This is a genomic window from Blastococcus sp. SYSU DS0510 (genome assembly GCF_054050835.1).
The window spans coordinates 45,326-69,284 of sequence record NZ_JBJHAC010000005.1 but is presented as its reverse complement, the minus strand read 5'-3'; the positions used below and the strand labels follow the sequence as shown (position 1 = coordinate 69,284).

The 23,959-nt window shown below is 67.4% G+C and carries 19 protein-coding genes and 2 pseudogenes; 6 read left to right on the top strand and 15 right to left on the bottom strand.

The window, feature by feature from the left end; translation table 11 throughout:
• The first annotated feature begins 183 nt into the window (after nt 1-183).
• A complete protein-coding gene (locus tag ACI79P_RS05955) occupies nt 184-1,416 on the top strand; it encodes an acyltransferase family protein (protein ID WP_456580107.1) in 1,233 nt (410 codons plus the stop codon).
• 289 nt (nt 1,417-1,705) lie between these two features.
• Here ACI79P_RS05955 and ACI79P_RS05950 read toward each other — a convergent pair whose 3' ends face one another.
• The 3 genes and pseudogenes from ACI79P_RS05950 to ACI79P_RS05940 form a co-directional block, all read right to left on the bottom strand.
• Nucleotides 1,706-2,191 (bottom strand): transposase, encoded by a 486-nt coding sequence (locus tag ACI79P_RS05950; protein WP_456580106.1) that lies wholly within the window; start codon nt 2,189-2,191, stop codon nt 1,706-1,708.
• A gap of 232 nt (nt 2,192-2,423) precedes the next feature.
• Nucleotides 2,424-2,774, bottom strand: a pseudogene (locus ACI79P_RS05945) (hypothetical protein); the annotation flags it as partial.
• Between the two features lie 167 nt (nt 2,775-2,941).
• Nucleotides 2,942-3,957: pseudogene (locus ACI79P_RS05940) on the bottom strand (leucine zipper domain-containing protein).
• Nucleotides 3,958-4,155: 198 nt separating this feature from the next.
• Here ACI79P_RS05940 and ACI79P_RS05935 point away from each other — a divergent pair.
• Together ACI79P_RS05935 and ACI79P_RS05930 are read left to right on the top strand one after the other, a co-directional pair.
• Nucleotides 4,156-5,469 carry an O-antigen ligase family protein gene (locus ACI79P_RS05935; RefSeq protein WP_456580105.1) on the top strand — a complete coding sequence of 438 codons (1,314 nt, stop codon included), beginning with the start codon at nt 4,156-4,158 and terminating at the stop codon, nt 5,467-5,469.
• Between the two features lie 43 nt (nt 5,470-5,512).
• The gene (locus ACI79P_RS05930; RefSeq protein ID WP_456580104.1) at nt 5,513-5,662 is read left to right on the top strand and encodes a hypothetical protein; all 150 of its coding nucleotides are present in this window, start codon (nt 5,513-5,515) and stop codon (nt 5,660-5,662) included.
• 261 nt (nt 5,663-5,923) lie between these two features.
• Here the strand turns inward: ACI79P_RS05930 and ACI79P_RS05925 are convergent, their stop codons facing one another.
• Nucleotides 5,924-6,622, bottom strand: a complete 699-nt coding sequence (locus ACI79P_RS05925; protein WP_456580103.1) for a class I SAM-dependent methyltransferase — start codon at nt 6,620-6,622, stop codon at nt 5,924-5,926.
• A gap of 707 nt (nt 6,623-7,329) precedes the next feature.
• On the opposite strand from ACI79P_RS05925, the gene ACI79P_RS05920 reads away from it, so the two are divergent.
• A complete protein-coding gene (locus tag ACI79P_RS05920; RefSeq protein WP_456580102.1) occupies nt 7,330-7,593 on the top strand; it encodes a hypothetical protein in 264 nt (87 codons plus the stop codon).
• A 136-nt stretch (nt 7,594-7,729) separates the two neighbouring features.
• Complete coding sequence (locus ACI79P_RS05915) at nt 7,730-8,845, top strand: LCP family protein (RefSeq protein WP_456580101.1); 1,116 nt, start codon at nt 7,730-7,732, stop codon at nt 8,843-8,845.
• Nucleotides 8,846-8,872: 27 nt separating this feature from the next.
• On the opposite strand, the gene ACI79P_RS05910 is transcribed toward ACI79P_RS05915, so the two are convergent.
• Nucleotides 8,873-9,577 (bottom strand): arsenate reductase/protein-tyrosine-phosphatase family protein, encoded by a 705-nt coding sequence (locus tag ACI79P_RS05910; protein WP_456580100.1) that lies wholly within the window; start codon nt 9,575-9,577, stop codon nt 8,873-8,875.
• Nucleotides 9,578-9,705: 128 nt separating this feature from the next.
• On the opposite strand from ACI79P_RS05910, the gene ACI79P_RS05905 reads away from it, so the two are divergent.
• Entirely contained in the window at nt 9,706-10,320 is a 615-nt protein-coding gene (locus tag ACI79P_RS05905; protein ID WP_456580099.1) for an arsenate reductase/protein-tyrosine-phosphatase family protein, read from the top strand.
• Here ACI79P_RS05905 and ACI79P_RS05900 read toward each other — a convergent pair.
• The 10 genes from ACI79P_RS05900 to ACI79P_RS05855 all read right to left on the bottom strand — a co-directional run bounded on the left by ACI79P_RS05900 (nt 10,317) and on the right by ACI79P_RS05855 (nt 23,846).
• Nucleotides 10,317-11,396 (bottom strand): LCP family protein, encoded by a 1,080-nt coding sequence (locus tag ACI79P_RS05900; protein ID WP_456580098.1) that lies wholly within the window; start codon nt 11,394-11,396, stop codon nt 10,317-10,319. The genes ACI79P_RS05905 and ACI79P_RS05900 overlap by 4 nt on opposite strands.
• 153 nt (nt 11,397-11,549) lie before the next feature.
• Nucleotides 11,550-12,881, bottom strand: coding sequence for a nucleotide sugar dehydrogenase (locus ACI79P_RS05895; RefSeq protein ID WP_456580097.1), 1,332 nt, complete (start codon nt 12,879-12,881; stop codon nt 11,550-11,552).
• A gap of 283 nt (nt 12,882-13,164) precedes the next feature.
• Nucleotides 13,165-13,851: a hypothetical protein gene (locus ACI79P_RS05890; RefSeq protein WP_456580096.1), complete on the bottom strand. Its 687-nt coding sequence runs from the start codon at nt 13,849-13,851 to the stop codon at nt 13,165-13,167.
• Between the two features lie 1,925 nt (nt 13,852-15,776).
• Nucleotides 15,777-17,027: a glycosyltransferase family 4 protein gene (locus ACI79P_RS05885; RefSeq protein ID WP_456580095.1), complete on the bottom strand. Its 1,251-nt coding sequence runs from the start codon at nt 17,025-17,027 to the stop codon at nt 15,777-15,779.
• A gap of 59 nt (nt 17,028-17,086) precedes the next feature.
• On the bottom strand, nt 17,087-17,896 hold the full coding sequence (locus ACI79P_RS05880; protein ID WP_456580094.1) for a glycosyltransferase family 2 protein: 810 nt from the start codon (nt 17,894-17,896) through the stop codon (nt 17,087-17,089).
• 123 nt (nt 17,897-18,019) lie between these two features.
• Nucleotides 18,020-18,673, bottom strand: a complete 654-nt coding sequence (locus ACI79P_RS05875; RefSeq protein WP_456580093.1) for an acetyltransferase — start codon at nt 18,671-18,673, stop codon at nt 18,020-18,022.
• Entirely contained in the window at nt 18,670-19,299 is a 630-nt protein-coding gene (locus tag ACI79P_RS05870) for a sugar transferase (protein WP_456580092.1), read from the bottom strand. The genes ACI79P_RS05875 and ACI79P_RS05870 overlap by 4 nt, the downstream gene beginning before the upstream one ends.
• Nucleotides 19,296-20,447: a DegT/DnrJ/EryC1/StrS family aminotransferase gene (locus tag ACI79P_RS05865; RefSeq protein WP_456580091.1), complete on the bottom strand. Its 1,152-nt coding sequence runs from the start codon at nt 20,445-20,447 to the stop codon at nt 19,296-19,298. Before ACI79P_RS05865 ends, ACI79P_RS05870 begins: the two co-directional genes overlap by 4 nt.
• Nucleotides 20,444-22,264: a polysaccharide biosynthesis protein gene (locus tag ACI79P_RS05860; RefSeq protein ID WP_456580090.1), complete on the bottom strand. Its 1,821-nt coding sequence runs from the start codon at nt 22,262-22,264 to the stop codon at nt 20,444-20,446. The genes ACI79P_RS05865 and ACI79P_RS05860 overlap by 4 nt, the downstream gene beginning before the upstream one ends.
• Before the next feature lie 106 nt (nt 22,265-22,370).
• A complete protein-coding gene (locus tag ACI79P_RS05855) occupies nt 22,371-23,846 on the bottom strand; it encodes a polysaccharide biosynthesis tyrosine autokinase (protein WP_456580089.1) in 1,476 nt (491 codons plus the stop codon).
• Nucleotides 23,847-23,959 lie beyond the last annotated feature (113 nt).

Sequence of the window (23,959 nt, the reverse complement as noted above, 5' to 3'; positions counted from 1 at the left end):
TCATCGAGAGCTCGTGACCGCAGAGTCACCGCCACGCACCGGGGAACGAGGTGTTCACGTCCCGTGTTCCCCGGCGTACAGCGGCGAGAGCGAGCAGGCCTTACTGTTGGAGGTAATGATCATCTTCCCCGGGCGTGTCGACGAGCGACCAGCGGTGCCCGGCGTACCTCGGGAGGGCTAGCGGTGTCGGCACCACGCCCCACCACGACCTCACGCGGCACCCCGGCCCGCTCGGCCGGTCAGGGCTCGGGTGAGCGGCCGGCCGGCCGTCCGGCGGCGATCCCCGCCCGGCCCCGGGCCTCGTCGTCCGGCCCCACCCCCGCCCGGCCGACCGCCCGGCTGGACTCGCTGACCGGGCTCCGGTTCATCGCGGCGCTGCTGGTGTTCGGCTCGCACACGATCGCGACGTTCGAGACGACGCCGGTGGGCGACGCGGTCTACCCCTTCCTCGAGCCGGGCGCGGCCGGGGTGAGCTTCTTCTTCATCCTCAGCGGGTTCGTGCTCACGTGGACCCACCGCCCGGGTGACAAGGCGGGCCCGTTCTACCGGCGCCGGTTCGCCCGCATCGCGCCGGCGTACTGGGTGGCGGTGATCGCGTTCATCCCGCTGAACGCGCTGGCCCGGCCGGAGGAGACCGGGGAGCTCCTGTGGCACATGGCGCCGTCGTTCATCGGGCTGCACGCGTGGATCCCCGACAACGAGTACTACTGGGCCGGCAACGGCGTCACGTGGTCGATCTCGTGCGAGATGTTCTTCTACGCGATGTTCCCGCTGCTCATCGTGCAGGCGCTGCGGCTCTCGCAGCGGGCGCGCTGGTGGGCGGCCGCGGTGCTGTGCGTGCTGGTGATCGTGCCGCCGATCGTGCTGGCGCCGCTCACCCACGGCGAGACGGTGGCCGACTGGGCGATCTTCATCTTCCCGGTGCAGCGCCTGTGGGAGTTCTGCCTCGGCATCCTGATCGCCCTGTGGATCAAGGAGGGGCGCCGCATCCGGCGGATCGGGCTGGGCGGCTCGCTGGCGCTGGTCGCCGTCGCCTACGTCGTCGCCGCCTACGCCCCGGCGTACCTCATCTGGGTGGCCATCCCGTTCATCCCCTTCGCGCTCACGATCGCGACGGCGGCGCAGGCCGACCTGGACGGGCGCCCGTCGATCTTCCGGCACCCGGTGCTGGTGAAGCTCGGCGAGTGGTCGTTCGCCTTCTACCTGACCCACCAGCTGGTGATCAGGGCGGTGGACTACGTGCTGATGCCGACCACTCTCGCGGTCGCGCTCGGGGCGACGGTGCTGGCGCTGGTCGTGTCGATCGCCAGCGCCTACGTGCTGTTCACCGTCGTGGAAAAGCCCCTGGAGCGGCGGCTGCGCGGCGGCTCGCTGCCGGTCAGCACCGGCGGCGCGGGCCACACCCCGGACCGCTAGCTTTCGCCTCGCCAGTTAAGAGCTGTAGCGGGCAGGGGTCATCGGGCCTGGGGCTTTGGCGTCCGGCCGTCGGTGCAGCGCGGTGGTCGAGTCCGGCGGTGGGGCCAGGTTCGGCAGGCTGATCAGACGCCGTCGAGCGGCTGGCTTTCGTGTGCGCCGTGGGCGGCCCCAGGGCGAGCGGGCGGCAAGCTAGGTTGCGCCGTCGTGCGGCATAGCTGTCGCAGCCGTCACCGCTCGCTCTGGTGCCGGGCTCGACGGTAGCGTTGTTCGTCGAAGGGTTGTTGGGTCTTCAGCAGCGTGTAGGCCAGCCGGCAGGCGTGGCGGGCGAGGGCGACCCGGGCCTGGATCGGGCGCATGCCTCGGGCGCGCAGTTCGTCGTGGCGCTCGATGAAGACGCCGCAGTGTGGGAGAGACCCCAGGCCAGGTTCATCAGGGCGTCGCGGTGCTCGGGCAGCCCCTGGCGGGAGATGCGGCCGCGCCGGTTCAGGGTGGCCGACTGGTAGCTGGCCGGGGCCAGGCCGGTGGCCGAGTAGAGGTGCTCTGCGCTGGGGAAGCGGGCGATGGGGAGGCTGAAGGCGGCGAACGCGGCTGCCCGGCTGGTGGCCACGCCGGGGAGCGTTGTGAGGATCTGTCCGTCGGTGCCGGTCAGCAGGCCGGTGAGGTCGTCGTCGACAGCGGTGATGTCGGCGGCCTGGCCCGCCAGCGGGCCAGGCCGCGGCCCAGCCGAGCAGCGCGGGCCGGCGCGTCGGACGGCGGTGGCAGGCAGGTCCGCCACCGGTCGACCCAGAACTGCGCCTCGGCGTCGAGGATCCGGCCCCGGGCGCGGGAACGCAGCGACCGGATCGAGGGCGGCCGCCCGGCGAAGGCGACCGCGCAGTCCAGCACCGCCTGCCCGATGACCCTTCCAGCTTCAGCGCCCGGCCCTGCCCGACCGGCGCGGACAGGCCCGGGCATAGCGCGTTGAGCTGGTCGTGCAGCCGTTGCTGAGCGACCTTGCGTTCGGCGACCAGGCCCCGGCGGTGCCGGACCGCGGCGGCCAGCGCGTCCTCGATCCGGTCGGTGACCAGCCGGCCCTGCCCCTGGCGGGCCAGATAGGTCAGCGCGGCGCAGTCCCGGTCATCGGTCTTGAAACGGCGCGAGCCAAGCTGCGCGCGGGCGGCGGTGGTCTCCGACGGCGCGAACAGCCGCACCGATCCGGGGAACCGCTGGTCCAGGTCGCGGACCCAGACCTGGTGCAGGCCGCCGGTCGCCTCGATGGCGAACACCGGATCGCAGCCATCCGAATGCTCCAATACCAGCCGCTGCAGTGTCTCCAGGCCGGGCCGCAGCACCGGCAGAGACAGCGGCTCGACGACCATTCCGGCCGCACTGGAGCTCAGCCAGACCCGGTTGCTGACCTTGCCCGGATCGATCGCGATCACCAGCGTCGACGCCGGCAACGCCTCTTGCAGCAGTCACACGACAGCCTCCCGCCCTCCGCAGCAACGTCAGGGAGACGCTTCCGCAGAGGGCGGGTCGACGGCTATCAGCTGTACTGACCGTGCAGGTTGGTCAAGCGGCTGATGGGTGGGTGGCCGCCGATGCCGGTGTGGGGCCGGTGGTGATTGTAGGCGTGTAGCCAAGCAGGAAAAATTGCCCGGCGGGCGGCCTCGCTGGTGAACATCTCGACGAAGGCTGATTCGCTCGTCATGGTGCGGTAGGGCCGGGTTCGTTTAGGGATGATGAACCGCCCCGGATTCAGTGGAGGCTCTGGGATGTCCCGGGTCTGGCGCAGACGGCAGCCCAGTCGCGGCTGCAATAGCAGCCGCCGTTGTCGGTCAGTACCCGGCGGGCGGTCACACCGCGGTCGGCGAACCAGGCCACCGCGCGCCGCAGGACAGCGGTGGCGGTGACCCCGAGTTCGTCGTCGTGAATCTCGGCGTAGGCAAGCCGGGAGCGGTCGTCGAGGATGACATGGATGAAGCCGTGGCCCATCAGCGGGTGGTGGTGACGGTTGCGCGCGCGGCCGCCGTCGAGGTGTCGGTGGCCTTGCCGGCCTGGCGGCCGAGGAACCGCCAGCCACCGCCGGCGGGGATGTTGCCCAGCTTTTCTTCACATCGGCGTGCAAACAGATCCCCGGGTGCGGCGTGTTCGGAGCGTACGACTAGGCGCTCGCGGCGCTCGAGTCGTGACAGCCGGCTGATTCCGCAGCGGCGCAGCACCGCCCCGGCGGTCGAGGGCGCCACGCCGGTCTCCGCCGCGAGCCGGACCGCGCCCCACCGCTTGCGCAGCCGTAGCGACACGAACCGCTTCGTCGTCGCCGCATCGGTCTTGCCTGGGCTGGTGTGTGGTCGGCTGGGAGCGATCGACCATGCCGGCCTTGCCCAGCAGCCGGTATCGCTCGGCCCACCGATTGGCGGTCTTCCACGCGACCCCGAAGAACTCCGCGGCTCGAACCTTCGGCCAGTTCTCCTCGACGACGAGCTGGGCCAGCCGCAGACGCTGGCGTGGGGTCAGGGCGGCATTAGCGTGGAAGACGAGAACCTCCGGTGCTTCGTGCAATGGGTGCCTTCAGCAACTCCACTCCACGCCCGGAGGTCCTCCCCTCACGAGATCCTTCATTCAGGTCCCGGATTCACAGCTCGATCTGCGCCCACGTCGCCAGCCTCGGTCTGCCGGCGCGAACCGTCGGCGACGTCCTCGCCAGGCACTAGCCGCAAGGAGGCCGCCCCCGCCTTAGGGTGAACTACGCTTCGCGCCATGACTTCACCGGCCACGCGGGGGTGGCCGGCGGCGCGACTGCTCCTGACCGCCATGATCCTCGCAATCGCGCTGAGCCCCCGTATCCGCGTTCCTGGTCTCGTCGACAGGGCCGTGGACCTGCGCCTGCAGGACTTCCTGCTCGTCCCGGTGTTGATCTACCTGGGGGCGCGGCTGCCCTCACTACGGCGGACGTGGGGACCGTGGCCGGCGCTGTTCGCCTTTAGCGCCACCTGTCTCACGGCCGTCCATCTGTTCGCCAACCCGGACATGTCGGCGCTTCGCGCGATCGGCTACCTCGGCCGCACGCTCGAGACCTTCGTGCTGGCCGCCGGCATCGCAGGCCTGTATCGACTGGCCGGAGATGGGGCGTGGCGCACAGCCCTGCGCGCGCTGCACCTGGCGATCGCCGCGAACGTCCTATGGGTGACCTACCAATACGTGACCGGCGCCCAACGCACTTTGATCGGTTCAAGCGTCGGAGACCTGGTGGAGGCCTACGGTCCAAAGCTCGTGGGTGAGCCCTCAGCGTTCGGTACAGGCTTCTTCTTCGTGCTGGTGACCGCCCTCGGGGCCGCCGAACTTCTCACCAAGCTGACACCGCGGTGGGTGGGAGGCGGTCTGATCGCCGCGGGTCTGCTGGGCGCCTACCTGGCGCAGTCCCGCGTCTCGGTCATCGCGGGAGTCCTGTGCGCGGTCGCCGTTCTGCTCTTCCCCGACGATCGCGGCCGGTACAGGGTGATCGGCGGGCTGACGCTCGTAGGGGCAGCACTCATCGTGGTGCCGCGCCTACCCGACGCCGGACGGCTGTCCGCGGCTGGGGTGGGAAACGGGATCGGCGTCCGCACGACACCCATCTGGGAACCGCTCTACGCCATCGCTGTCGAGCACCCGCTCCTCGGGATCGGCGTCGGCCGCCTCGGCACCCCGGCCTACCCATGGACAGAAGCGCACAACGTGGCGCTTCGCGCGGTCCTCGACTACGGCATCGTCATCGGGGCCCTGTTCCTGGCCATCTACGTGGCCATCGGCTGGCGCGCACACCGCACCGCCTTCGCCGTGGATGCGAGCCCCCCGGCGAAGCTGTGGGGAACGCTGACGCTGCTCCTGGTCGGTAGCGCGCTGGTGGCGGGCACGGTGCAGGACACGCTCATCGCGGTGATGTCCACCCACCTGGTGATGCTGTCGGCTGGCCTTCTCGGCGGTGAGCGTCTCGGCCCCCTGCCAGACCCGCCCCCACGACTCACCGAGGTCGAGCGACGTGCGAAGCAAGCACTCCGGTACGTCCGGCGACCGTCGGCCGTGACTGGATGACCCCGGAACTCGCGAGAAGCTGTTTCCGGTCGTCGTCGGGCTCGTGGCCGCGGCCATCGCCGCCGTGGCAATCGTCTCCGGTGGGCGTGCCTCCTGGCCATTGGCGACGCTGTCCTCGTCCGGCTCGCTCTGGCTGGGGCTGATCGTCCGCGTCCAGGACGCGGTGCGGGGCCGGGACCACGAGGACGAGTAGCCGCAAGCTGGCCGGCTCTCGATGAGAGGCTCGAGACCTTCGGCGGCGCCGGCGCCTCGCTCCACCGCCGATCGCGCCCGCTCATCCTCAGCCAGGACTCCGGCGCCGGCATGGAGCTTCGCTGGGCGCACTCAGCTTAACCGGACGTCTAGGTTGAGGATGGTCGGCTCTCCGTCTTCAGCGGCCTGGCCGGCGACGCGATGCAGGCCAGTGCTCTCCGCCGTGAAGGCGAAGGGGAGCGGCTGGCTCAGGAGGCGCTCCTCACGTCGTGAGCCGGACCAGTACCTGCTCGTGGAGCGCGTTGTAGGCCAGGTACTCAAAGCCGTGGCCGGTGCGCTCGATGAACTCGCCGAACGCCTTGTGCTCGTGCTGCTGCCAGCCCGGGTAGTTGAGGTACTCGTCGAACAGCAGCACCGTGCCGGCTATGAAACGGTCCTCGCCCTCTCGGAAGATGGTCGCAGTGGAGCTGTAGAGGTCCGCATCCAGGTGGGCGAACGCGATGTGTCTTTCGTGCTCCTTGAAGAACTTGGGCAGGGTGTCGTCGAACCAGCCGACGTGCATAGTCGATCCGGGGATGACCGGCGGCGTCCTGGCGAAATGTCCCTGGTCGTAGCCCGTGCGCCAGTCTTCAGGAAGGCCTTCGAACGAGTCGAAGCCATGTGTGGGCGAACGCCGGGCAGTGATGCGACGCAGCGTGTCTCCCGTGTGCACTCCGAACTCAAGGACTAACCCCTCGGTGGGGCTGGTATCGACGGCCCAATCCAGCAGGCGGTACTTGGCGTCCAGGGCGTTGGCGCCGCGGAACGATCGAGCCTGGGGCATGTGCTCGGTCACGAAGGCAGCGGAGGCGGCGAGCGCTTGTCGCTGACGTTCAGCGTCGATGTCACGCGCCGCCAGGTTCGTGTGGAACTGCGAGGCCTTTCCCATCGCGCCTAGAACCGCACGCTTCAACGAGGACATGCGCAGCACCCTATCCATGGATGAATGACCGGCACGGTTACCTGCATCAGGTTGCCGCTACGTGGCGTAATCCGCGCCTACGCATACTCGGGGCAGCAGGCAAACGAGATACCAACAAGGGCGCCCGCCTCCCAGGCGTCGAAGCCCGAGTGGATGGCAATTGCGCAGGGTCCGACGACGCGGTTGTCCGCGTCGTCGAACTCGCAGATGCGGTGCCCGAGGTCGGCCAGGTCCGACCTGTCAGCACCAACGACGTGCCGCCCGTAGCCGTCCGGCCGGCGGTCTCCCTTTCACTCTGCACCGATCTGGGGGGCTCCCGTCGCGCCCTCTCGCCAGCGGGCGAGCGCCGCCGCGGCCCCGAGCCAGAGGGCGGACACGGTGGCTACCAGAGCCCAGACGACCGGTCCCCATCCCCATCCCCACCGGCCCATCCCGCCTCCTTGCGCGAGAGGGTGCCGGGCTCGTGCGCACCTGACCAGTGCCGTTGAACCGACCCGCCGCCCGCGCACAGGACTACTGGACTCGACGCGTCTGGTCGTTGGGCGATGGCCGTCCACGTCCTCCACCAGGATTGGGGGTCGATGAAGTCTCGAAGCCGTAACACGCTGTCTGACATGCGCGCGTACCTTCGAGGGCAGTAGCAGACCACGGGGAACGGCACGTCCCTGTCGGATCCGGCGTCAGCCGGCGACACCTAGGAAGAGCCCATGAGCTGGGTGCTGATCCTCATCGTGGTGTGGGTGGCCGTCGCCCTGGCCGTCGCACTCGTCCTCGGGCGCAGCATCCGCCTGGCCGACCAGCGGACGCAGGCCGCCCTGGACCGCAGCTTAGAGATGGACAGCGGGCTGTTCACGGAGCCGTCGGTTCCCCGCCCGGCTCGGTCGGCGGACGACCTGCCCAGCCGGATCCGGCGCAGCGCCGCGGCACCAAGCCCTCCGCACACAGCCGAGCCGTACGACCGCTCCGCCTGAGCCTCGCCCCCGACGCACGGTGGCCGGGCGCGAGCACGGCCGGGCATGAGCTCACCCCCACGGGGCAGGGTCTGAGCCAGCCCCTGTGACGTCGCCGTACCCTCGGCCGGGTTGTCTGACGACGGGGGTCCGAGGAATGCGCAGCGACGGGAACAGCGCGCCGGAGCAGGGCGGACGCGACACGTCGCCCATCCCCCTGGTCTCCGACGACGACCACGGGGACGGCGCCGGGAGGGAGCGTCCCCGCCGTCGGGGCCTGCGGCGGGTGCTGATCGGCCTCGGCGTCCTGGCGCTCGTGCTCGGGCTGGTCGTGGGCGGCGGCTTCTGGCTCCTCGCCGACCGGTGGGCCGGCAACATCGACCGGGTCTCCGACGTCTTCGCCGATCTGGAGGACGAGGCGCGCCCCGCGCCGGCCACCTTGCAGCAGAGCGCCACCGAGGAGCCGATCACCTTCCTGCTGGTCGGCTCCGACACCCGTGTCGCGGCCGAGGACGGGGCTGACCCCGGTGGCCGGTCGGACGCAATCATGCTCGCCCGCCTCTCGGCCGACCGGAAGCACGCTCAGCTGATCTCCATCCCCCGCGACTCGTGGGTGGAGATCCCCGGCCACGGCATGAACAAGATTAACGCGAGCTACGCCTTCGGTGGGCCGTCGTTGCTCGTGCAAACCGTCGAGCAGTTCACCCAGGTACGCATCGACCACTACGTCGCCATCGACTTTGACGGCCTGATCAAGGTGACCGACGACCTCGGCGGCGTGGACGTCGTGGTCGCCGAGACGACGCAGAACGGCCCGTACACCTTCGAGGCCGGCCTCAACCACCTGAACGGCGCCCAGGCGCGCTGGTACCTCGGGCAGCGCTACGGCCTGCCCGGCGGGGACTTCGACCGGGTGAAGCGGCAGCAGCAGTACCTGCGGGCCATGTTCGACAAACTGTTCAGCTCCGAGACCTTCACCAGCCCGCCGAAGCTCGACGCGGCCATGCTGGCCATCACCAGCGCCGTGAGCGTCGATGACACCCTGACCAACGCCGACCTGGTGAGCCTGGCGTACTCGATGCGGGGTGTGACGCCCGGCGACATCGAGTTCTTCACCGCCCCGGTCATGGGTCTCGGCACAGAGGGGGCGGCCAGCGTCGTCTACCTCGACGGCAACGCCTCCGAGCGGATGTGGGGCTACCTGCGCAGCGACTCGCTGGGGCAGAACGCCGACGAGTTCGCCGACGAGGCGCTCCCCGACGTTCCGCGCTGAACCCCTTTCTGAGATGCCGCCCAGTGCTCAGCGGACCCCCAGCCGTCCCGGCATCTCGCCGCTGTCCCCGAATCGCCTCCGGCCGCTCACCCGCCGTCGGGCGTCGACAGCCGGCGCCTCGTCGGGGGATCCGCAGTCTTGGCGGAGCGCCGCCAGGCTGTCCAGGATGACCAGGAGCGGGGTGGCGATGAGCTCGCCCACCTCCTCGTGCACCTCCACGGGCAGCCCGATGGGATCACGGATGTCGTCGTCCTCCCCGCTGGGTCGGCGCCCACGCGCCCGCCCCATGGCTCCCACCAGATCGCGGGCGCGTGCGGGCAGATCCGGCGCTCGGAGATCTTCGGTCAGGGCCGACACGAGTACTGCAGCTTCGCGCAGGGTGAAGCTTCGCTGGAGTGCACGAGGAGCTCGTTCGACGACCACTTGGCGGTGAGCACGCGTCATGGTGAGGACCAGATCCGCGCCTTCCGCAATCGCTCCGTCGAGTTGGCGGGCGTGGAAGTCACCGGCGTCCGCACCGTATCCACGGAGCACCAGGGCGCTGTCCGGGTGCATGCTCGAGCCGACGACAGCATGTGTCCCTGCGCTGGTGACCCGGATGTCAGCTGCCCGCTCACCGAGCAGGTCGTCGAGATACGCCCGGCCGAGCCGCTCTGCCAGCGCCGAGCGGCAGATGTTGCCCGTGCACACCAGCAGGACGGAGAACGCGGGACTGGAGGAGGGGGCAGACATCACGGCAAGTCTCCCGCCCTTCCTCGCGGCCTGCAGCGATTCCTAGGCCCGCCGTGAGGACGTCCCTGCCCCAGGCTTCAGCGAGGAACCCACTCAAGGTGGGGTGGTTCGCTGCCGAACACTCGCTCATGAGGTTGCTGTTCGTCTGCACCGGCAACATCTGCCGCTCGGCGGCAGCCGCCGTGCTCGCGGGCGCATGGCCGGCGGGCCATTTGGGGCTCACGGTGGAAACCCGCAGCGCAGGCACTCGCGCCCCCGCAGGGCGGGCGGCGCACCCCCTCACCGCCGCCGCTCTCGAGCAGCGCGGGTTGACGGCCGAGCACCACGTCGCCCGCAGGCTGTTCGCGGCAGACCTGGCATGGGCCGACGTGGTGCTCGCGATGAGCGTGGAGCACCGGGAGGCGGCACTAGCGCTGGATCCCCGGTGCCTGCGGAAGACGTTCACCTTGCTGGAGGCGGCAGCGCTGTGCGCCGTGCTGCCGCCACACAGGTTGGCAGGTGTGATTCCCGAGGAGCGCGGCAGTGCCCTGGCCGAAGCCCTGATGGAAACGCGCGGTCTACACCGGGCTCGCTCCTCCGACGGGGTCGAGGACCCGATCGATGGCGGGGCAGCTCTGCACACCCAGGTCGTCGACGAGATCGCGGCGGCCCTCCGGACCATGCTGATAGCGGTCAGCCGGCAGATCGGCGGCGCCCGGCAGCAGACGGTCCGCGTCAACCGCCTGCCACCGGTGCCGGCCTAGTTCGGGACGGCCGGCAGCGTGTCGACGGCGAACTCGCCAACGTGCTTCGCCAGAGAGTCCTCGCGCAGGTACCGCCACATCTGCTCCGAGCGGTCAGTGTCGAGGTAGACGACGCTCTGCGCCCCTTCCCGGCCCGTACCCGCAACCGGCGCGGTGAGGAAGGTGACCGCGCCGGGGCGGAGGGACCGCAGGTCGTAGGCCATGTCGAGAAGCGCTGTATTGGACAGCGTCTCGTCGACCGCCATGGCATCGGTCAGCGCGACCAGGAAGCCGTCGAGGGCGCCGACGTCGGTGAGCACGTTCTGCTCGGAAACCTTGGCGAACATCGAGCGCAGGTAGGCCTGCTGGCGCTTCACCCGGTCGAAGTCCCCACCGGAGAGCCCGTAACGCTGCCGCACGTAGTACAGCGCCTCCTCGCCGGCGAGGTGGTTGAGGCCGGCCTTATAGGTGTACGGGCCGTGAGTGGTTTCCTCGGCCACCTGGACGTCGACCCCGCCGAGGGCATCTGTCATGCCGACGAAGCCCTCGAAGTCGATGGCGGCGTAGTGGTCGATGCGCACACCGGTGAGCGTCTCCACCGTCTGCACGAGCAGGCTGGGGCCGCCGAAGGCGTAGGCCGCGTTGAGCTTGCTCGGGCCGTGGCCGGGGATGTTCACCCATGAGTCGCGCGGCAGGGACACGACCTGTGCGCTCTGCCGGTCGCTCGTGATGCGGAGCAGCATCATGACGTCGGAACGACCGTCGGGAGCCTCACCTGCCGGCACGTCGGCGCGAGTGTCCGACCCGACGACGAGGAAGGTCAGTGGCGTGCTCGCTCCCGTGGGGGCCGCCGGGCGCCGCGCCTCATCGAGGCTCGCAAAGGCGTCTACCCGCTCGAGGTTCCCGGCGTACCGGTTCGTCAGGTACCAGGCGCCACCGCCCAGCAGCAGGACGATAATCAGGACAATTACGCCCAAGGCGATCGACGCGCGCCGCAGACGCCGCCTGCGCGAATCCGCCGGTGCGGGCCCCTCGGGCTCATAGACGTAATTCCGGTCTATCACGTCGACAGACGCGTCATGGCCGTGCTTCCCCACCGTTCCCCCGCTCGTTGCCTGCTGTCGTCCCCCCAAACGTAACTGCGCAGGTCCTCCTCTTGTGGCACTGCTCAGCCAAGTTGTGGCATCCGAGGCCTCACCTGACCGCCCGTTCACTCGCGGATCATCGTGCCCCAGTGGGAGCGGGGCGGCTCAAAGGCGCTCGACCACATCCCCCACGAGGACGCCGCGGGTGTCGAAGATGCGGACGCCCTCAAGGGCTCCGCCGAGGTATTCACGGTGAGCCTGCACCAAGACGACGGCGTCCGCCTCAGCGATCGCCTGGGAAAGCTCAGGCTCCCGCTTCATGGGCTCCGCCGCTTCGCCGTGCTCCGCGGCGTTCCAATTCTCCACATAAGGATCGTGAAACCGCAGGTCAGCTCCCATGGACCTGAGCTTGGCGGCGAGCGGAACTGCCGGCGACTCACGCTCGTCGGCGATGTCCGCCTTGTAGGTCACGCCGAGCAGAAGGACCCGGGAACCCCGCACCGCCTTGCCGTCGTCGTTGAGACGATCTTGGATGCGGCGTGCTACATAGGTCGGCATAGAGGCATTCACCTCTTCGGCCAGCTCCACGAAGCGGAACGGGTAACCCAGACGAGCCTGGACCGTGTGCGACAAATAGTTCGGGTCGATGGGGATGCAGTGTCCGCCTACACCAGGACCGGGGTAGAAGGCGTGAAATCCGAACGGCTTGGTCTTCGCACACTCGATGACGTTCCACAGGTCGATGCCGAGCTCGTGGGAGAACCGAGCCATCTCGTTCACCAACGCGATGTTGATGTGCCGATAAGTGTTCTCGAGCAGCTTGGCCATTTCTGCCTCGCGAGTTCCCTTGGCGGGAACGACGGTATCGATGAAGGTGGCGTAGAAGTCGACCGCACGCTGGGTGCACATCGAAGTGACACCGCCTACGACCTTGGGCGTGTTTTTGATGCCGTAGACCTTGTTGCCAGGGTCGACGCGTTCGGGCGAGAAGGCCAAGTTGAGCTCGACGCCCACCTTGAGACCACTGGCTTCGATCAGCGGCTGGAAGAGCTCTTCCGTCGTACCTGGATAGGTGGTCGACTCCAGGATGACAAGGGTGTCCCCGGTGACTCGCTCGCCGAGAATCCGCCCGACCCCCTCGACGGCGCCCAAGTCAGGTGCGCCATCCTTAGATAGCGGGGTGGGCACGCAGACAACGACGGTGTCAGCCTCGGCGATACATGCGGGGTCGGTCGTCGGGCGAAACCCGGCCGCGACGATCTCGCTGACGGTCGCCTCGGCGATGTCGTCGATGTGTGACAAGCCGCCCTGAAGGCGGGCAACGATCGCCTCGCTGCGGTCGAGCCCCACTACGTGGTGACCCGCTCGCACCATCTCCACCACAAGCGGCAGCCCAACGTAGCCGAGTCCGATGACGACTACAGTCGAACATTCACCCACTTCCCGTCGCTGCTGGGCAGATTTCTTCGGGCACGTCTCAGTAATCTTCATGGCCATCTCTCTTCGTTGGGTACCAACACAAGACGCATACGACGCGGTATAGCGTCACCGCCCGCTATGGCCAGCGCCCTAACATCGCTCGCTGCAAGGCACGGTAGCGGACAAAGGAAACGTCGTAATCCCCTGCCAGGGCAAACACCGTCGCACAGTCGGCATGTTGGGCGCAGCGATACCAAGCCACGGCCAGAGTTCCACTCCAGGAAGCGGCTGACGGACGCGGCGGAGCTGAAAGCTTCCTTCGTGCGCGACATCTGCGGCTGTGGCGACGGAACCGACCGGCTCAGGCATCATGTGCTCTCGCGACGGGGATATCGGTGTTAGGGCGCGCGCCCTCACATCGCGCGCGCCTGCCCCAAATAGCCTTCCCACGATAAGCATGAAACAGACCAATCGCCTGGGCGGCGGTCACGGCCGTCTCGCTGATGGCAAAGGCTGCCGCAGCGCCCGGAGCACCCAGGATTAACCCGAGCGCCAGCATGCTGGGCACCCCAAGGACTGCACCAGCCAAGGTGCTCACCAATACGACTCCGGTCAGACCAAGTGGCACAAGCGCATGTTTGCCAAGCGACGTGTTCAGGGAGATTGCAAGGAAGGCCAATGCAAAGTATGCGAAGACATCTCGCTCTGCCGCGAGACCGCCACCGAACAACAAAGAGGACGCCCAAGGGCCCAGCAGGACGATGCCAAGACCTCCGACGAGTCCGAGCGCCGCGTGAGAGAGTAGGGCCAGTCTGACCCGATATTGCGCTGCCTTTCCGCGCACTTCCGCCACCCAACCCTGGACCGAGTTGCTCAGGACGACGACAGGCGCCAGTGCGAACCGGTAGAGGCGTTCCGCCGATACGAATGCCGTGAGCGCTCCCAGGGGAAGGACGAGCGCAGCGATGGCAACAGGGGCCGCAGAGTAGGCGCCCGAGATACCCACTGTCACGGCCGCCCGGGCGTTGTCCACGAGCACCGAGCGCACGCGATTCAACCTTGGCCATCTAGCGCCGGGCCCACACCGGTGTCGCAGGCTGAAAAGGAGAACACCCGCAATAGCGCAGGAGCCTAGCGCCAATGGGTACCAATACAGCGTGTCCGTGGCAACCACAAGGAAGGCCGAGGCAAGCACGCCGACGAGGCGTGGCCCGGCGTCGTAAATCCCCAGCCATAGCGGCCTACCGGCACCGATACAGAACCACGCAGGGGACAGCCCCACAGTCATGATGCTCAAGGCCATTGCACTGGCCAACAGTTGAGACTCCGCCGGCACGAGAAAGCTCACCGCAACGACCGCGACAGGCAAGAACAGCAGAAAGAGGCACAACCGAACCACGAGGCTCTCTCGGTACAGCGCCGAGCGCTCTTCCGCGCTAGCCCGCGCTACTTGCGACGGTCCGACGAGATTCCATCCGTAGACCACGACAAGTGCAAGCATTCCTCCCACGGCCTGCCCGACACCAATGGCGGCCCAGTCAGTGCCACTGCTGTGACGAGCAACGACAGGGAGGATGGCCAATGGGCCTAGAGCGGAGATGAGCGAGAGACCGGAGAAGCCAAGAAGGCGTCCAACAACCGCACCACCTACTCGCCATTGCCCCACCTGGCGCCCTATCGTAGCCAACCTTGAGCCAAGGAGTCGCCAGGCATATCGGAGCCGTACTCACCGCGCACAAAGAATGCGGTCACTTCGCGCTCGAATCGCGCGTACTCGCCGAGTACGAACCGCCTATAGGCGCCTTGCCGCTCATGGTGTTCCGAGAGGTCGGAAAAGACAGATCGCAGTCTTGCAGTTGCGCCCTCTACCGGATCGACGGCGACGCCAACCTTGTGTTGCCACGGTAGGGGAACGTCCAAGGCGTTAGCCGCGGAACCCTGCCGAGCCACGATGACCAAGGCGCCGGCTAGTGCAGCCTCCCTCGGCATACGGTCCTTGCCAGGGTGATGCCCCACGTCAAGGTACACAGCGGTTCGGCGCAGCAGGTCTATAACTTGGATTCGAGACATTCTCTCGATGGGTCGAAACTCGATCGCCAAGTCTCGCTTGCGGACCTCATCTACCAGCCAACGCCCCTTCTTCGTGTTGTAAGCCACGGTGCGCCCTCTATCACTAATTGCTGGCGACTTGTGTGCGCCGGGCGCGCCGATTGAGGTGTAGTCGGTCACCAAAGAGGGCGTCACATTGAGTCGGCTATACAGGAAATGCCATGCGTAGTGTGACTGAGCAAGATGAAAAACGCCGCTAGGACCCAGCCGGCGCATTTCGACGCGATACTTCATGGCGATGGCGCTTCGCGCGAGGTTCTTCAACCGAGCAGAAGAACTCAAGGAGGGAGAGTATAGCCGCTCTCGTTCAGCGAAGAAAAGCGGAGAGTTGTCGATGCTGAGCCACCAACAGACGCGCGCTGCCTTCTTTATGCCACTCAGCAGAGCCCAATCCGTCTCTGCCACCACGACGGCGCATTCTGGCGAGTCTCGAAGAGAGCCCTCCGGCGCGTCGTAACGCTCATACTCCTGCACACGTTGGGCACCCAGCGACCGAGGATTAGGGACCAAGTAGGCCTCCTGCCCCAGTTGACGAAGCATATCCACCAACTGATGCAAGGCCTCTGGACCCCCGGTCCGCACGCCGCGGTCGTACATCACGTAGACGGTTCTAAAGGGCGGCATAAGGACTCCTGCAATTGACCCAATAAAAGGTGACGGCTTGGACGACCGCGCGCGGCAGGATAACTCGACAGTGGGACTCCTCGATACCCCAACTAACGGCGCGATCCATCCTTCCACACCGAAGAGGGCAGGACCCAAGGTCACTAGTCCTCCCGCCTATGCCTGTCGACCAGGTACCGAACAGCCAGAGCTGTGCCTCGGTCCTTGGAGCGCCGTCTGCGGCAAACCGGGTGATGATCGCTACCGCCTCCCAAGGCCTTCAGCATCACGCTTGACGCCCCGAGCTTCGGCTACTGCGTCAACAAGCACGGCTTCAAAGTGCTTGGCCAAGCGGTCACGGTCAAACTTGTCTTCTGCGAGGCGCTGAGCCGAACGCCCCGCTCGCATCAATCGCTCGGGGTCGCTCAGGAGTTGGGCTACCATATCCGCGGCCGCGGACGGATCTCCTCCCGGCAGGACGATGCCGGCTCCCGAACTCTCGAGCTCCTCTGCCAGCCAACCGCCGTGGTTGATTGCGACGGGGATACCAGCAGCGAGCGCATCAAAGAACTTGTTCGCCGAGTTGGCCGTCAGCTCTGGCACGTCGATCACTGTAGATGTAGCAATGGCACTCGCCCTGAACCATGCCGCGACCGTCTCCTTCGGCACTCGACCGAGAACAAAACAGTTGCGGTCCAGGACCCGCAGTTCAGCCGCACGTAGCCGCGTGGCTTCGAAGTCCGCCCCTCCGCCCACTAGAACAACGGCGACTTCAGGCATTACGACGGCGAGACGGGAGGCCATATCGACCAAATAACTCACACCGTTCACGCGCCCGAACGTCCCGGCATACAGGACTATTGGGCGCTTCGCTGCCCACGGGTATTCCAACAGCAAAGCCTCGTCCGCGGCTGACGGCTGCCCGAAGAGGTCCCGATCGGCCGCGTTCGGGATGACGTTGATCGGCACTCGACCGTCAACTGCGCGGATGCCGGCAGCCATGTCGGGAGAGAGGGCAATCACTTTGCTGGATCTGGCATAGGCCCACTTCTCCAACATGATGGCCAACTTGCGCATTGGCCAAGCGCGAAGTGCGCCCATGGCGATCGGAACGGTTGGCCAGAGGTCTCGGACCTCCAACACGAGCGGCACTCGATTTCTGAAGGCGGACCAAGCGCCGGGGATGGCCACTGTGAGCGGGGTGCTGGTGGCCAATACCACGTCCTGCGGCAAAGCAGCCGCCCTGCGGCTTGCTGCTAACAGGAAGTGTCCGAAGGCCAGCAATCTCCGCCACGGCGGCATCGCGTTGTCGTAGCGGACAGTTACCCAGTGGACGTCGATTCCGTCCTCTGTCGAGGTGCGCCAGCCCCGTGTATCGGGGGACTCCGACTCTGCGGTTACTATAGAAACTCGATGGCCTTGGGTTACCAGTCGCCTGGCAAACTCGTAGGATCGCGTGCCACCGGCCATGCGAGGTGTTCGGAAGTACTGGTGGATGTAGACGACGTTCACAAACTCAGCCTTCTCGACTCACTAACTAAGGTGAAGCAGATGGTTAAGGGAGGCCCGCCTTAGTCCGCCACTTCTTTCCCGGCAATGAGGCGATAGCCGTGCACGACCGCCTCTCGCTGCGCCCGGAATAGTGTACCGGTACGAACCGTTCCCGTTGCTTGGTGTTCGAGGTGACACACCTCGAGGGTGGGCTCATAGACAACACGAAGGCCTAACCTTCGCACCCTCTCTGCGATGGTAATTTCCTCCCCGAACAGGAACGTCCCATGCCGAAGCGAGCCACCGTGCTCGAAAAAGACCCGATTAAACAACATGAACGACCCGTGGGGCGCATAGATATCCCGGGGACCCAGTGGTGGCGCCACCGTTTGCTTCTTGCGCGAAGCTGCCAGCTTCGATGCAAGTCTTGCCGACCATCGGAAGGATAAGACGAGTCGCCGACTTGCCATTCGGCTAACTGTGGGTCGTTTCTTCATATAGGGGTTCTGCCTGCGAGCGCTCGGCATGGCCACTATGTCGGGCGCAAGGACGGCGGCATCCGAGCGAAGCGCCGACAAGCGACTAACGAAGGACTCGCTCAAACTGAGGTCCGTGTTGCACACGGCGGTCCATGTGGCATCGTCAGGCAGGACGCTTCTCGCCCACTCAGCAGCGTGTATGTAGCCCAGGTTGCTCGGGGCGACGAGAACCTCAGTGCGCGAGTCCGACGAACAGATGGCGCGCAATGCAGATGCCTGGTGCTCGGATTCACTGTTGTCGACGACGACCAAGTGCCAGTCACCGTGATGTTGCGCGACGAGTGAACGCAGAAGCCCTTCTACCAGGCTGGCGCCGAAGTAATTGACTGCTAGTAGACGAAGGAAAGGCATGCCCGATCCATATCATATTGCTTTCGTCTTTGGCCCTGGCCGTTATGGACTCCCAAAATATGACTCAGGAGGGAGTAGATGCGCCGGAGTAATCGTGCACTGCCTCGTGGATAGTAGCGGGCGTCATCGCGCGGGTACGCCCTTGACCTTCGTGTGGGAGTCGACATTGCGAGTTACACATGCACCCGCTCCTACGAGGCTCCATGGGCCGACCGTCAAGCCCTGAAGCACCACGGCGCCTGCACCGATGAGCGAGCCGGCGCCCACTGTGCAATCCCCCGAAATGACCGCGCCCGGATTGACAGAGGCGAAGTCGCCGATGACGGCATCGTGTCCCACTGTGGCGTTCGGGTTGAGATGGACCGATCGACCCATAATGACGTTGGTCGAAACTTGCACGCCTGCGCAAATCACAGCGCCTGGGGCGACCTGGGTCATGGAACCGATGCCAGCCCGTGGGTGCACCACGGTCGGCTGATCTAAGCCCATACCCGCCAGCTCCACGTCCAGCCGCGCCCGGACAGTCGGACTCCCGATGCCCAGCACGTAGGCGGAGCCGTCCCGCAACTCCGCCACGGCGAGGTCGAGCGGGCCAAGGTACGGAATCCCTCGTGCAGCGAGGCGTCTAAGGTTGATCTCGCTTGGGGCGTCATCGACCACGCCTTGAACGTCGAACACCGGTCGAGGGCCGACTGCGTTCACCGCCTCGACGACATCCAGGGCTTCCCTGCCGAAACCCCCGGCCCCGATGACGACCAACGGCTGGGGGACGGTCACGCGGCCCCCACTCGGCTGCCCTCGAAGACGGGCATGGTCTCCACGCCAGGCGAGGAGATGCCCGACTGGCGAATGACCGCGATTAGCGTCGCCCAGAGAATCCGGAGGTCCATGATCGGGCCGAATCCGTCGACGTACTCGGTGTCAGCCGCGAACTTCTGCTCCCACGTCAGGGCGTTGCGACCCCGCACCTGGGCCAGGCCCGTCACACCCGGACGCACCTCGTGCCGCCGTCTCTGCTCGGGGGTGTAGCGACCGAGGTACTCCATGAGCAACGGCCGAGGACCGACCAGACTCATGTTTCCCCGGAACACGTTCCACAGCGTGGGCAGCTCGTCGAGGCTCGTGCGCCTGAGCCAGCGACCGAGTGGCGTCAGACGTTCGGCGTCGTTCGCGACGCTGTCGGAGCTGCCGAGAGTCCGCATCGTGCGGAATTTGATCAGCTCGAAGGGTCGTCCGTGCAGGCCGGGTCGCTGTTGCCGGAACAAGACAGGGGATCCGAGGTCGCGCCGTACGGCGATGGCCACTGCGGCCATTACCGGGGCGCTCAGAGCCAGGCCGAGCCCCGAGACCGCGACGTCCGTCGCGCGCTTGAGTGGGAGATACGCTGAGGCGCGGGGAGTCATACCGGCTCCAGGAATCTGCTGACGGCGCTCAGGACGCGCTCGACATCGTCCGGACGCAGAGCGGAGCCGCTCGGCAGGGTGAGTCCGCGGTCGAACAACCCGTCGGCCACACCGCTCACGAGCGAGCGCGCGCCGACGAACACCGGCTGACGATGCATCGGCTTCCACAGGGGACGCGACTCGATGTCTGCCGCATCCAGGGCCTTGCGGAGGTCTTCGCTCGACCAGCCGGCCGCCTGGGGGTCGATCACGACGGCGGTGAGCCAGCAGTTGTCGGACGCATCCCCGTCACGCTGGAAGACGCGCACGCCATCCACCCCGGAGAAGATCTCGGCGTACTGCTGCCGCACGGCCCGGCGGCGGCCGATCATGCCGTCGAGCCGCTCGAGCTGGGCCAGCCCGAGTGCGGCCAGCACGTTGCTCAGCCGGTAGTTGTAGCCGATTTCCGTGTGCTCGTAGTGCACAGCGGGCTGGCGGGCCTGTGTGCTTAGGTAGCGTATGCGGGCAGCAGTCGCCGCGTCATCGGTGAGCAGCATGCCCCCGCCGCTCGTCGTCATGATCTTGTTGCCGTTGAACGACAGCGCCGCCGCAGCGCCGAATGCCCCGGCCGGGCGGCCGGCATGGGCTGAGCCGAGCGATTCGGCGGCGTCGGAAATGACCGGCACCCCGAAGCGCTCACAAATGGGCAGGATCCGCGTGTAGTCGGCGCAGCGCCCCAGCAGGTCCACCGGCACCACCGCGGCCACCTGGGCGCGTTCGCCGGCCAGCTGCTCCAGCGCCGTCTCCAGCGGCTCAGGGTCGAGGTTGCCGGTCGCCTCGTCACAGTCGACGAAGAACGGCTCGGCACCGGTGTAGACCACGGCGTTCGCCGTCGCCGCGAACGTCAACGTCGGCACGATGACGACGGTTCCGGGTCCGGCTCCGACTTCCAGCAGCGCCAGGTGCAGCGCAGCGGTTCCAGATGACAGGGCCACCGCGTGTTGCCGGCCGCATCGCTGGGCGATCGCCGCCTCGAATGCATCGACCATTGGGCCCAAGGGCGCGATCCACCCCGAACGAACGGCCTCCACAACGAGTTCTTCTTCCCGCTGGCCGACATCCGGAGACGACAACAGGATGCGGGGACGCTGCTCGGCCTCGGCGGTCACGATCGCCCCGCCGTCTGGACAAGACGTGTCTCGATGGCGTCAACGTGCAGGATGTCCTCCAGGGGCGGGAACGGCCGCTGCAGCCAGGTTTCCAGGTCCCCCTCGACCGCAGGCACCGCCACGTGGCTGATGAGGGGGTGCACCGGCCGGCTGTCAACTTCCTCCCGGCCGAACAGCTCTTCGTGCAGCTTCTCTCCCGGCCGCAATCCGGTGTACCGGATGTCGATCGATCGGCCGTCCATCGCGATGAGTTGAGCAGCGACGTCCGCGATCCGAACGGGCTGACCCATGTCGAGCACGAGAGCTTCCCCGTCGGTACCGATCGCGCCGGCCTGGATGACGAGTTCGACCGCCTCGGGGATGGTCATGAAGAAGCGTGTGACGTCAGGATCGGTGACCGTGACCGGCCCGCCGCAAGCGATCTGAGCGGCGAAGGTCTCCAGGACCGAGCCGCGACTGCCCAGCACGTTGCCGAAGCGCACCGAGAGGAATCGGCCTTCGGCGCGCTTCGCGTAGGTGGCGGTCAGCCGCTCGGCCATCCGCTTGGTGCGGCCCAGCACGTTGACCGGGTCCGCCGCCTTGTCCGTCGACACGTTGATGAAGTGGCTCACCCCGACTGCGACAGCCGCCTCGAGCACGTTTCGCGTGCCGAGGACGTTCGTCTTCCAGCCTTCACTCGGGTACTGCTCGAGCATGTTGACGTGCTTAAGCGCGGCAGCATGGAAAACCACGTCCGGCATCCGGTTGAGGAAGAGCTCACGCAGCGCCTCGCCATCCCGGATGTCTGCCAGGATCACTTCGGGAAGGTGCAGTTGGGCCTCACCGTGGATGCTGAGGCTCACGGCGTGCAGGGCCGACTCGTCGCGGTCGAGCATCATCAATTCGGCGGGGCCGAACCGATGAATCTGCCGGCACAGCTCAGAGCCGATGGAGCCGCCGGCTCCGGTGACCAGCACCCGCTTGCCCTCGAGGTAGCCGGCGATCTCGCCGACGTCGGTGTCGATCTGGTGGCGCCCGAGAAGATCGGCTATGTCGATGTCGCGGACGTCCCGGATGCCGACCCGGTTGTCGAGCAGGCCGGACAGCGGGGGCAGTACCTTGACGCCGAGGCCGGCGGCGGTCGCCCGCACGGAGATGTCCCGGATCAGGGCGGAGTCCGCCGAAGGCAACGCGATGATCAGCGAGGACGCGCCAGACTCAGCTGCAGCCTTCTCGATGTCGCCGCGACCACCGAGCATGCGCACGCCTCGGATGCGGGCGTGCCGCCAGCGCGGGTCGTCGTCCAGCAACCCGACCGGCAGATACGGGCTCTCCCGATTGGTGAGCATGGACGTCACCAGCTGGTGTCCCGCGTCGCCGACTCCGAAGACGAGCGAGAGTTCGGCTCGGCGTGGCCGGGAGGCACCTTCCCGCTGCCGCCGGATGGCCAGCCGCAGAGCAGTCATCAGGGCGACGGCCAGGACAGCGCCGACCGCCGGCGTCGAGAGCGGCACCATGCGAGGCACTCCGGCCACCGCGTTGACGACCGTCTGGACTCCCGCAACGGAAGCGACGCCGAGACCCAGAACGAGCAACTCGTCGACGCTGCCGACGGGATACCGCCCGTGGTGCAACCGAAGCAGCGGCGAGAGCGCCACGTACGTCAGGACGCCCGCCAGGCCGATGATCACGACCCCCTGCGTGTCAATCCTGCCGATGTCTCCCTCGTAGCGCGCCGCGCTGGCCAGCCAGAGGCCGACAACGAGGAACAGCCCGTCAGCCGCCAGCAGGCCCCAGCGGCGCAGTCTCCACCGCCACGTTCTCCGTCGCTCCGTCATGCCGACCCCCGTCCAGCACCGCACGCCGTTCGGGCGCGCACCGATAAGGAATTCACTGCGTGGGCGGCTGGTGCAGACACACCGGCCGCGGATACACCTGTCGCCGCTACCGCCTCGGCGGTACGGCCGGCAATGGCCCGGTCACGTCGTACCGCGGCCGGCCACGTCTCCGCGCGGCGCCGGGGCTGACCATGTTGCCGGTGTCGGCCGTCGTCTCCCGGCCAGGATCGGCCTCGTACGTGTAGCCGTAGCCGTAGCCGCGCGCGGCCCCGGCAGCCTGCGGTACCCGGTTCAGCACCACGCCGAGCAGCTTGGCGTCGATCCGCTGCAGTGCGCCCGCCGCCTCGGCGAGCTCCTCTCGGCGGGTCTTGCCGTAGCGAGCGGTGACTACGCAGCCGTCCGACAGCACCGAGAGCACCGCAGCGTCGGTGACCGGCAGCAGCGGAGGCGCATCCACGATGACGTAGTCGTTCGTCGCCTTGAGCTGGTCGAGCAGTGCGCGCATCTGCGCGGAGCCGAGCATCTCGCTGGGGTTCGGCGGCATCGGGCCGGCCCCGAGCACGGTGAGCTTCCCGTCCCCCCAGGGCTGCGCCACCTCGTGGAGGGCGGCCGTGCCGGCGAGCACGTTGGTCAGCCCGGCACCGCTGATCAGGCCCATGTAGCGCGTGATGCGCGGCCGGCGCAGGTCGGCCTCGATGAGCATGACGCGGCTGCCCTGCTGCGCCAGCGCCGTGGCCAGGTTGACGGCGAGCGTCGACTTGCCCTCACCGGGGATGGCGCTGGAGACGATGATCGCCCGCGGCGGGTGATCCACGTCGAGGAACTGCAGGTTCGTACGGATCGCGCGGTAGGCCTCCGCGCTGATCGAGTGGTCGTCCAGGTCGGCGACGAGGTGCTCCTCGGCCAGACGCGGGTCCTCCAGGACGGTGCCGATGACGCCTGCACCGGTCAGAGCCCGGATCTCCTCGGCAGTCTTGACCGTGTTGTCCAACCGGCTACGCAGCAGGGCCAGCCCGAGCCCGAGCAGCAGTCCGAGCACAGCACCGAGGGCGATGTTGCGGACCGGGTCCGGGCTGACCGGCGCCTCGTTGAGGTCAGCATCCTCCACGGTGGTGACCTTGACGGTCGAGGCCCCACCGCCGTCGGGGGTCTCCAGCTCGGTCACCTGCTGGGTGAACTGCTGCGCCAGGGAGGCGGCGATGTCCTGGGCGCGCTGCGCCGACGAGTCCGTGACGCTGACCTCGAGGATCACGGTCTCGGGAACAGCCGTGGCGGTGACCTTGTCAGCCACCTCTGTCGGCGTCAGCTCGAGGCCGAGATCAGCCACCACGCGGGAGGCGAGCTCCTCGCCGGTGAGCAACTGGGCGTAGGAGGTGACTCGCTGCTGGGAGAACAGGTTGCCCTGGTACGCGGTGGACGTGTCCGTCGTCGTCGACGTCGAGACGAACAGCTGGGTGGAGGACGAGTACAGCGGCGTCGCCTGCCACGTCAGGAAGCCAGCGACGCCGACCGCCAGCAGCACCGTGCAGACCAGGATCCACCAGCCCGAACGGATCGCCTGCAGCACGTCCTTCAGTTCCACCCAAGCCCCCGCTCACCAGGTGAGCCCCCCGTGAAGCCCCACCTCTTGCCCCGGTCGTTGCCGGGGGAAACCTCGTAGGACGGTACAGCGCCGATCCGTATTTGTTGAGCCCT

Bases quoted from the DNA above. Each gene is read 5' to 3' on its own strand.
- ACI79P_RS05895 (WP_456580097.1), bottom strand. From the start codon at position 12,881: ATGGCCATGAAGATTACTGAGACGTGCCCGAAGAAATCTGCCCAGCAG.
- ACI79P_RS05860 (WP_456580090.1), bottom strand. From the start codon at position 22,264: ATGACGGAGCGACGGAGAACGTGGCGGTGGAGACTGCGCCGCTGGGGC.
- ACI79P_RS05870 (WP_456580092.1), bottom strand. From the start codon at position 19,299: ATGACTCCCCGCGCCTCAGCGTATCTCCCACTCAAGCGCGCGACGGAC.
- ACI79P_RS05920 (WP_456580102.1), top strand. From the start codon at position 7,330: ATGAGCTGGGTGCTGATCCTCATCGTGGTGTGGGTGGCCGTCGCCCTG.
- ACI79P_RS05925 (WP_456580103.1), bottom strand. From the start codon at position 6,622: ATGTCCTCGTTGAAGCGTGCGGTTCTAGGCGCGATGGGAAAGGCCTCG.
- ACI79P_RS05880 (WP_456580094.1), bottom strand. From the start codon at position 17,896: ATGCCTTTCCTTCGTCTACTAGCAGTCAATTACTTCGGCGCCAGCCTG.
- ACI79P_RS05935 (WP_456580105.1), top strand. From the start codon at position 4,156: ATGACTTCACCGGCCACGCGGGGGTGGCCGGCGGCGCGACTGCTCCTG.
- ACI79P_RS05915 (WP_456580101.1), top strand. From the start codon at position 7,730: ATGCGCAGCGACGGGAACAGCGCGCCGGAGCAGGGCGGACGCGACACG.
- ACI79P_RS05905 (WP_456580099.1), top strand. From the start codon at position 9,706: ATGAGGTTGCTGTTCGTCTGCACCGGCAACATCTGCCGCTCGGCGGCA.
- ACI79P_RS05910 (WP_456580100.1), bottom strand. From the start codon at position 9,577: ATGTCTGCCCCCTCCTCCAGTCCCGCGTTCTCCGTCCTGCTGGTGTGC.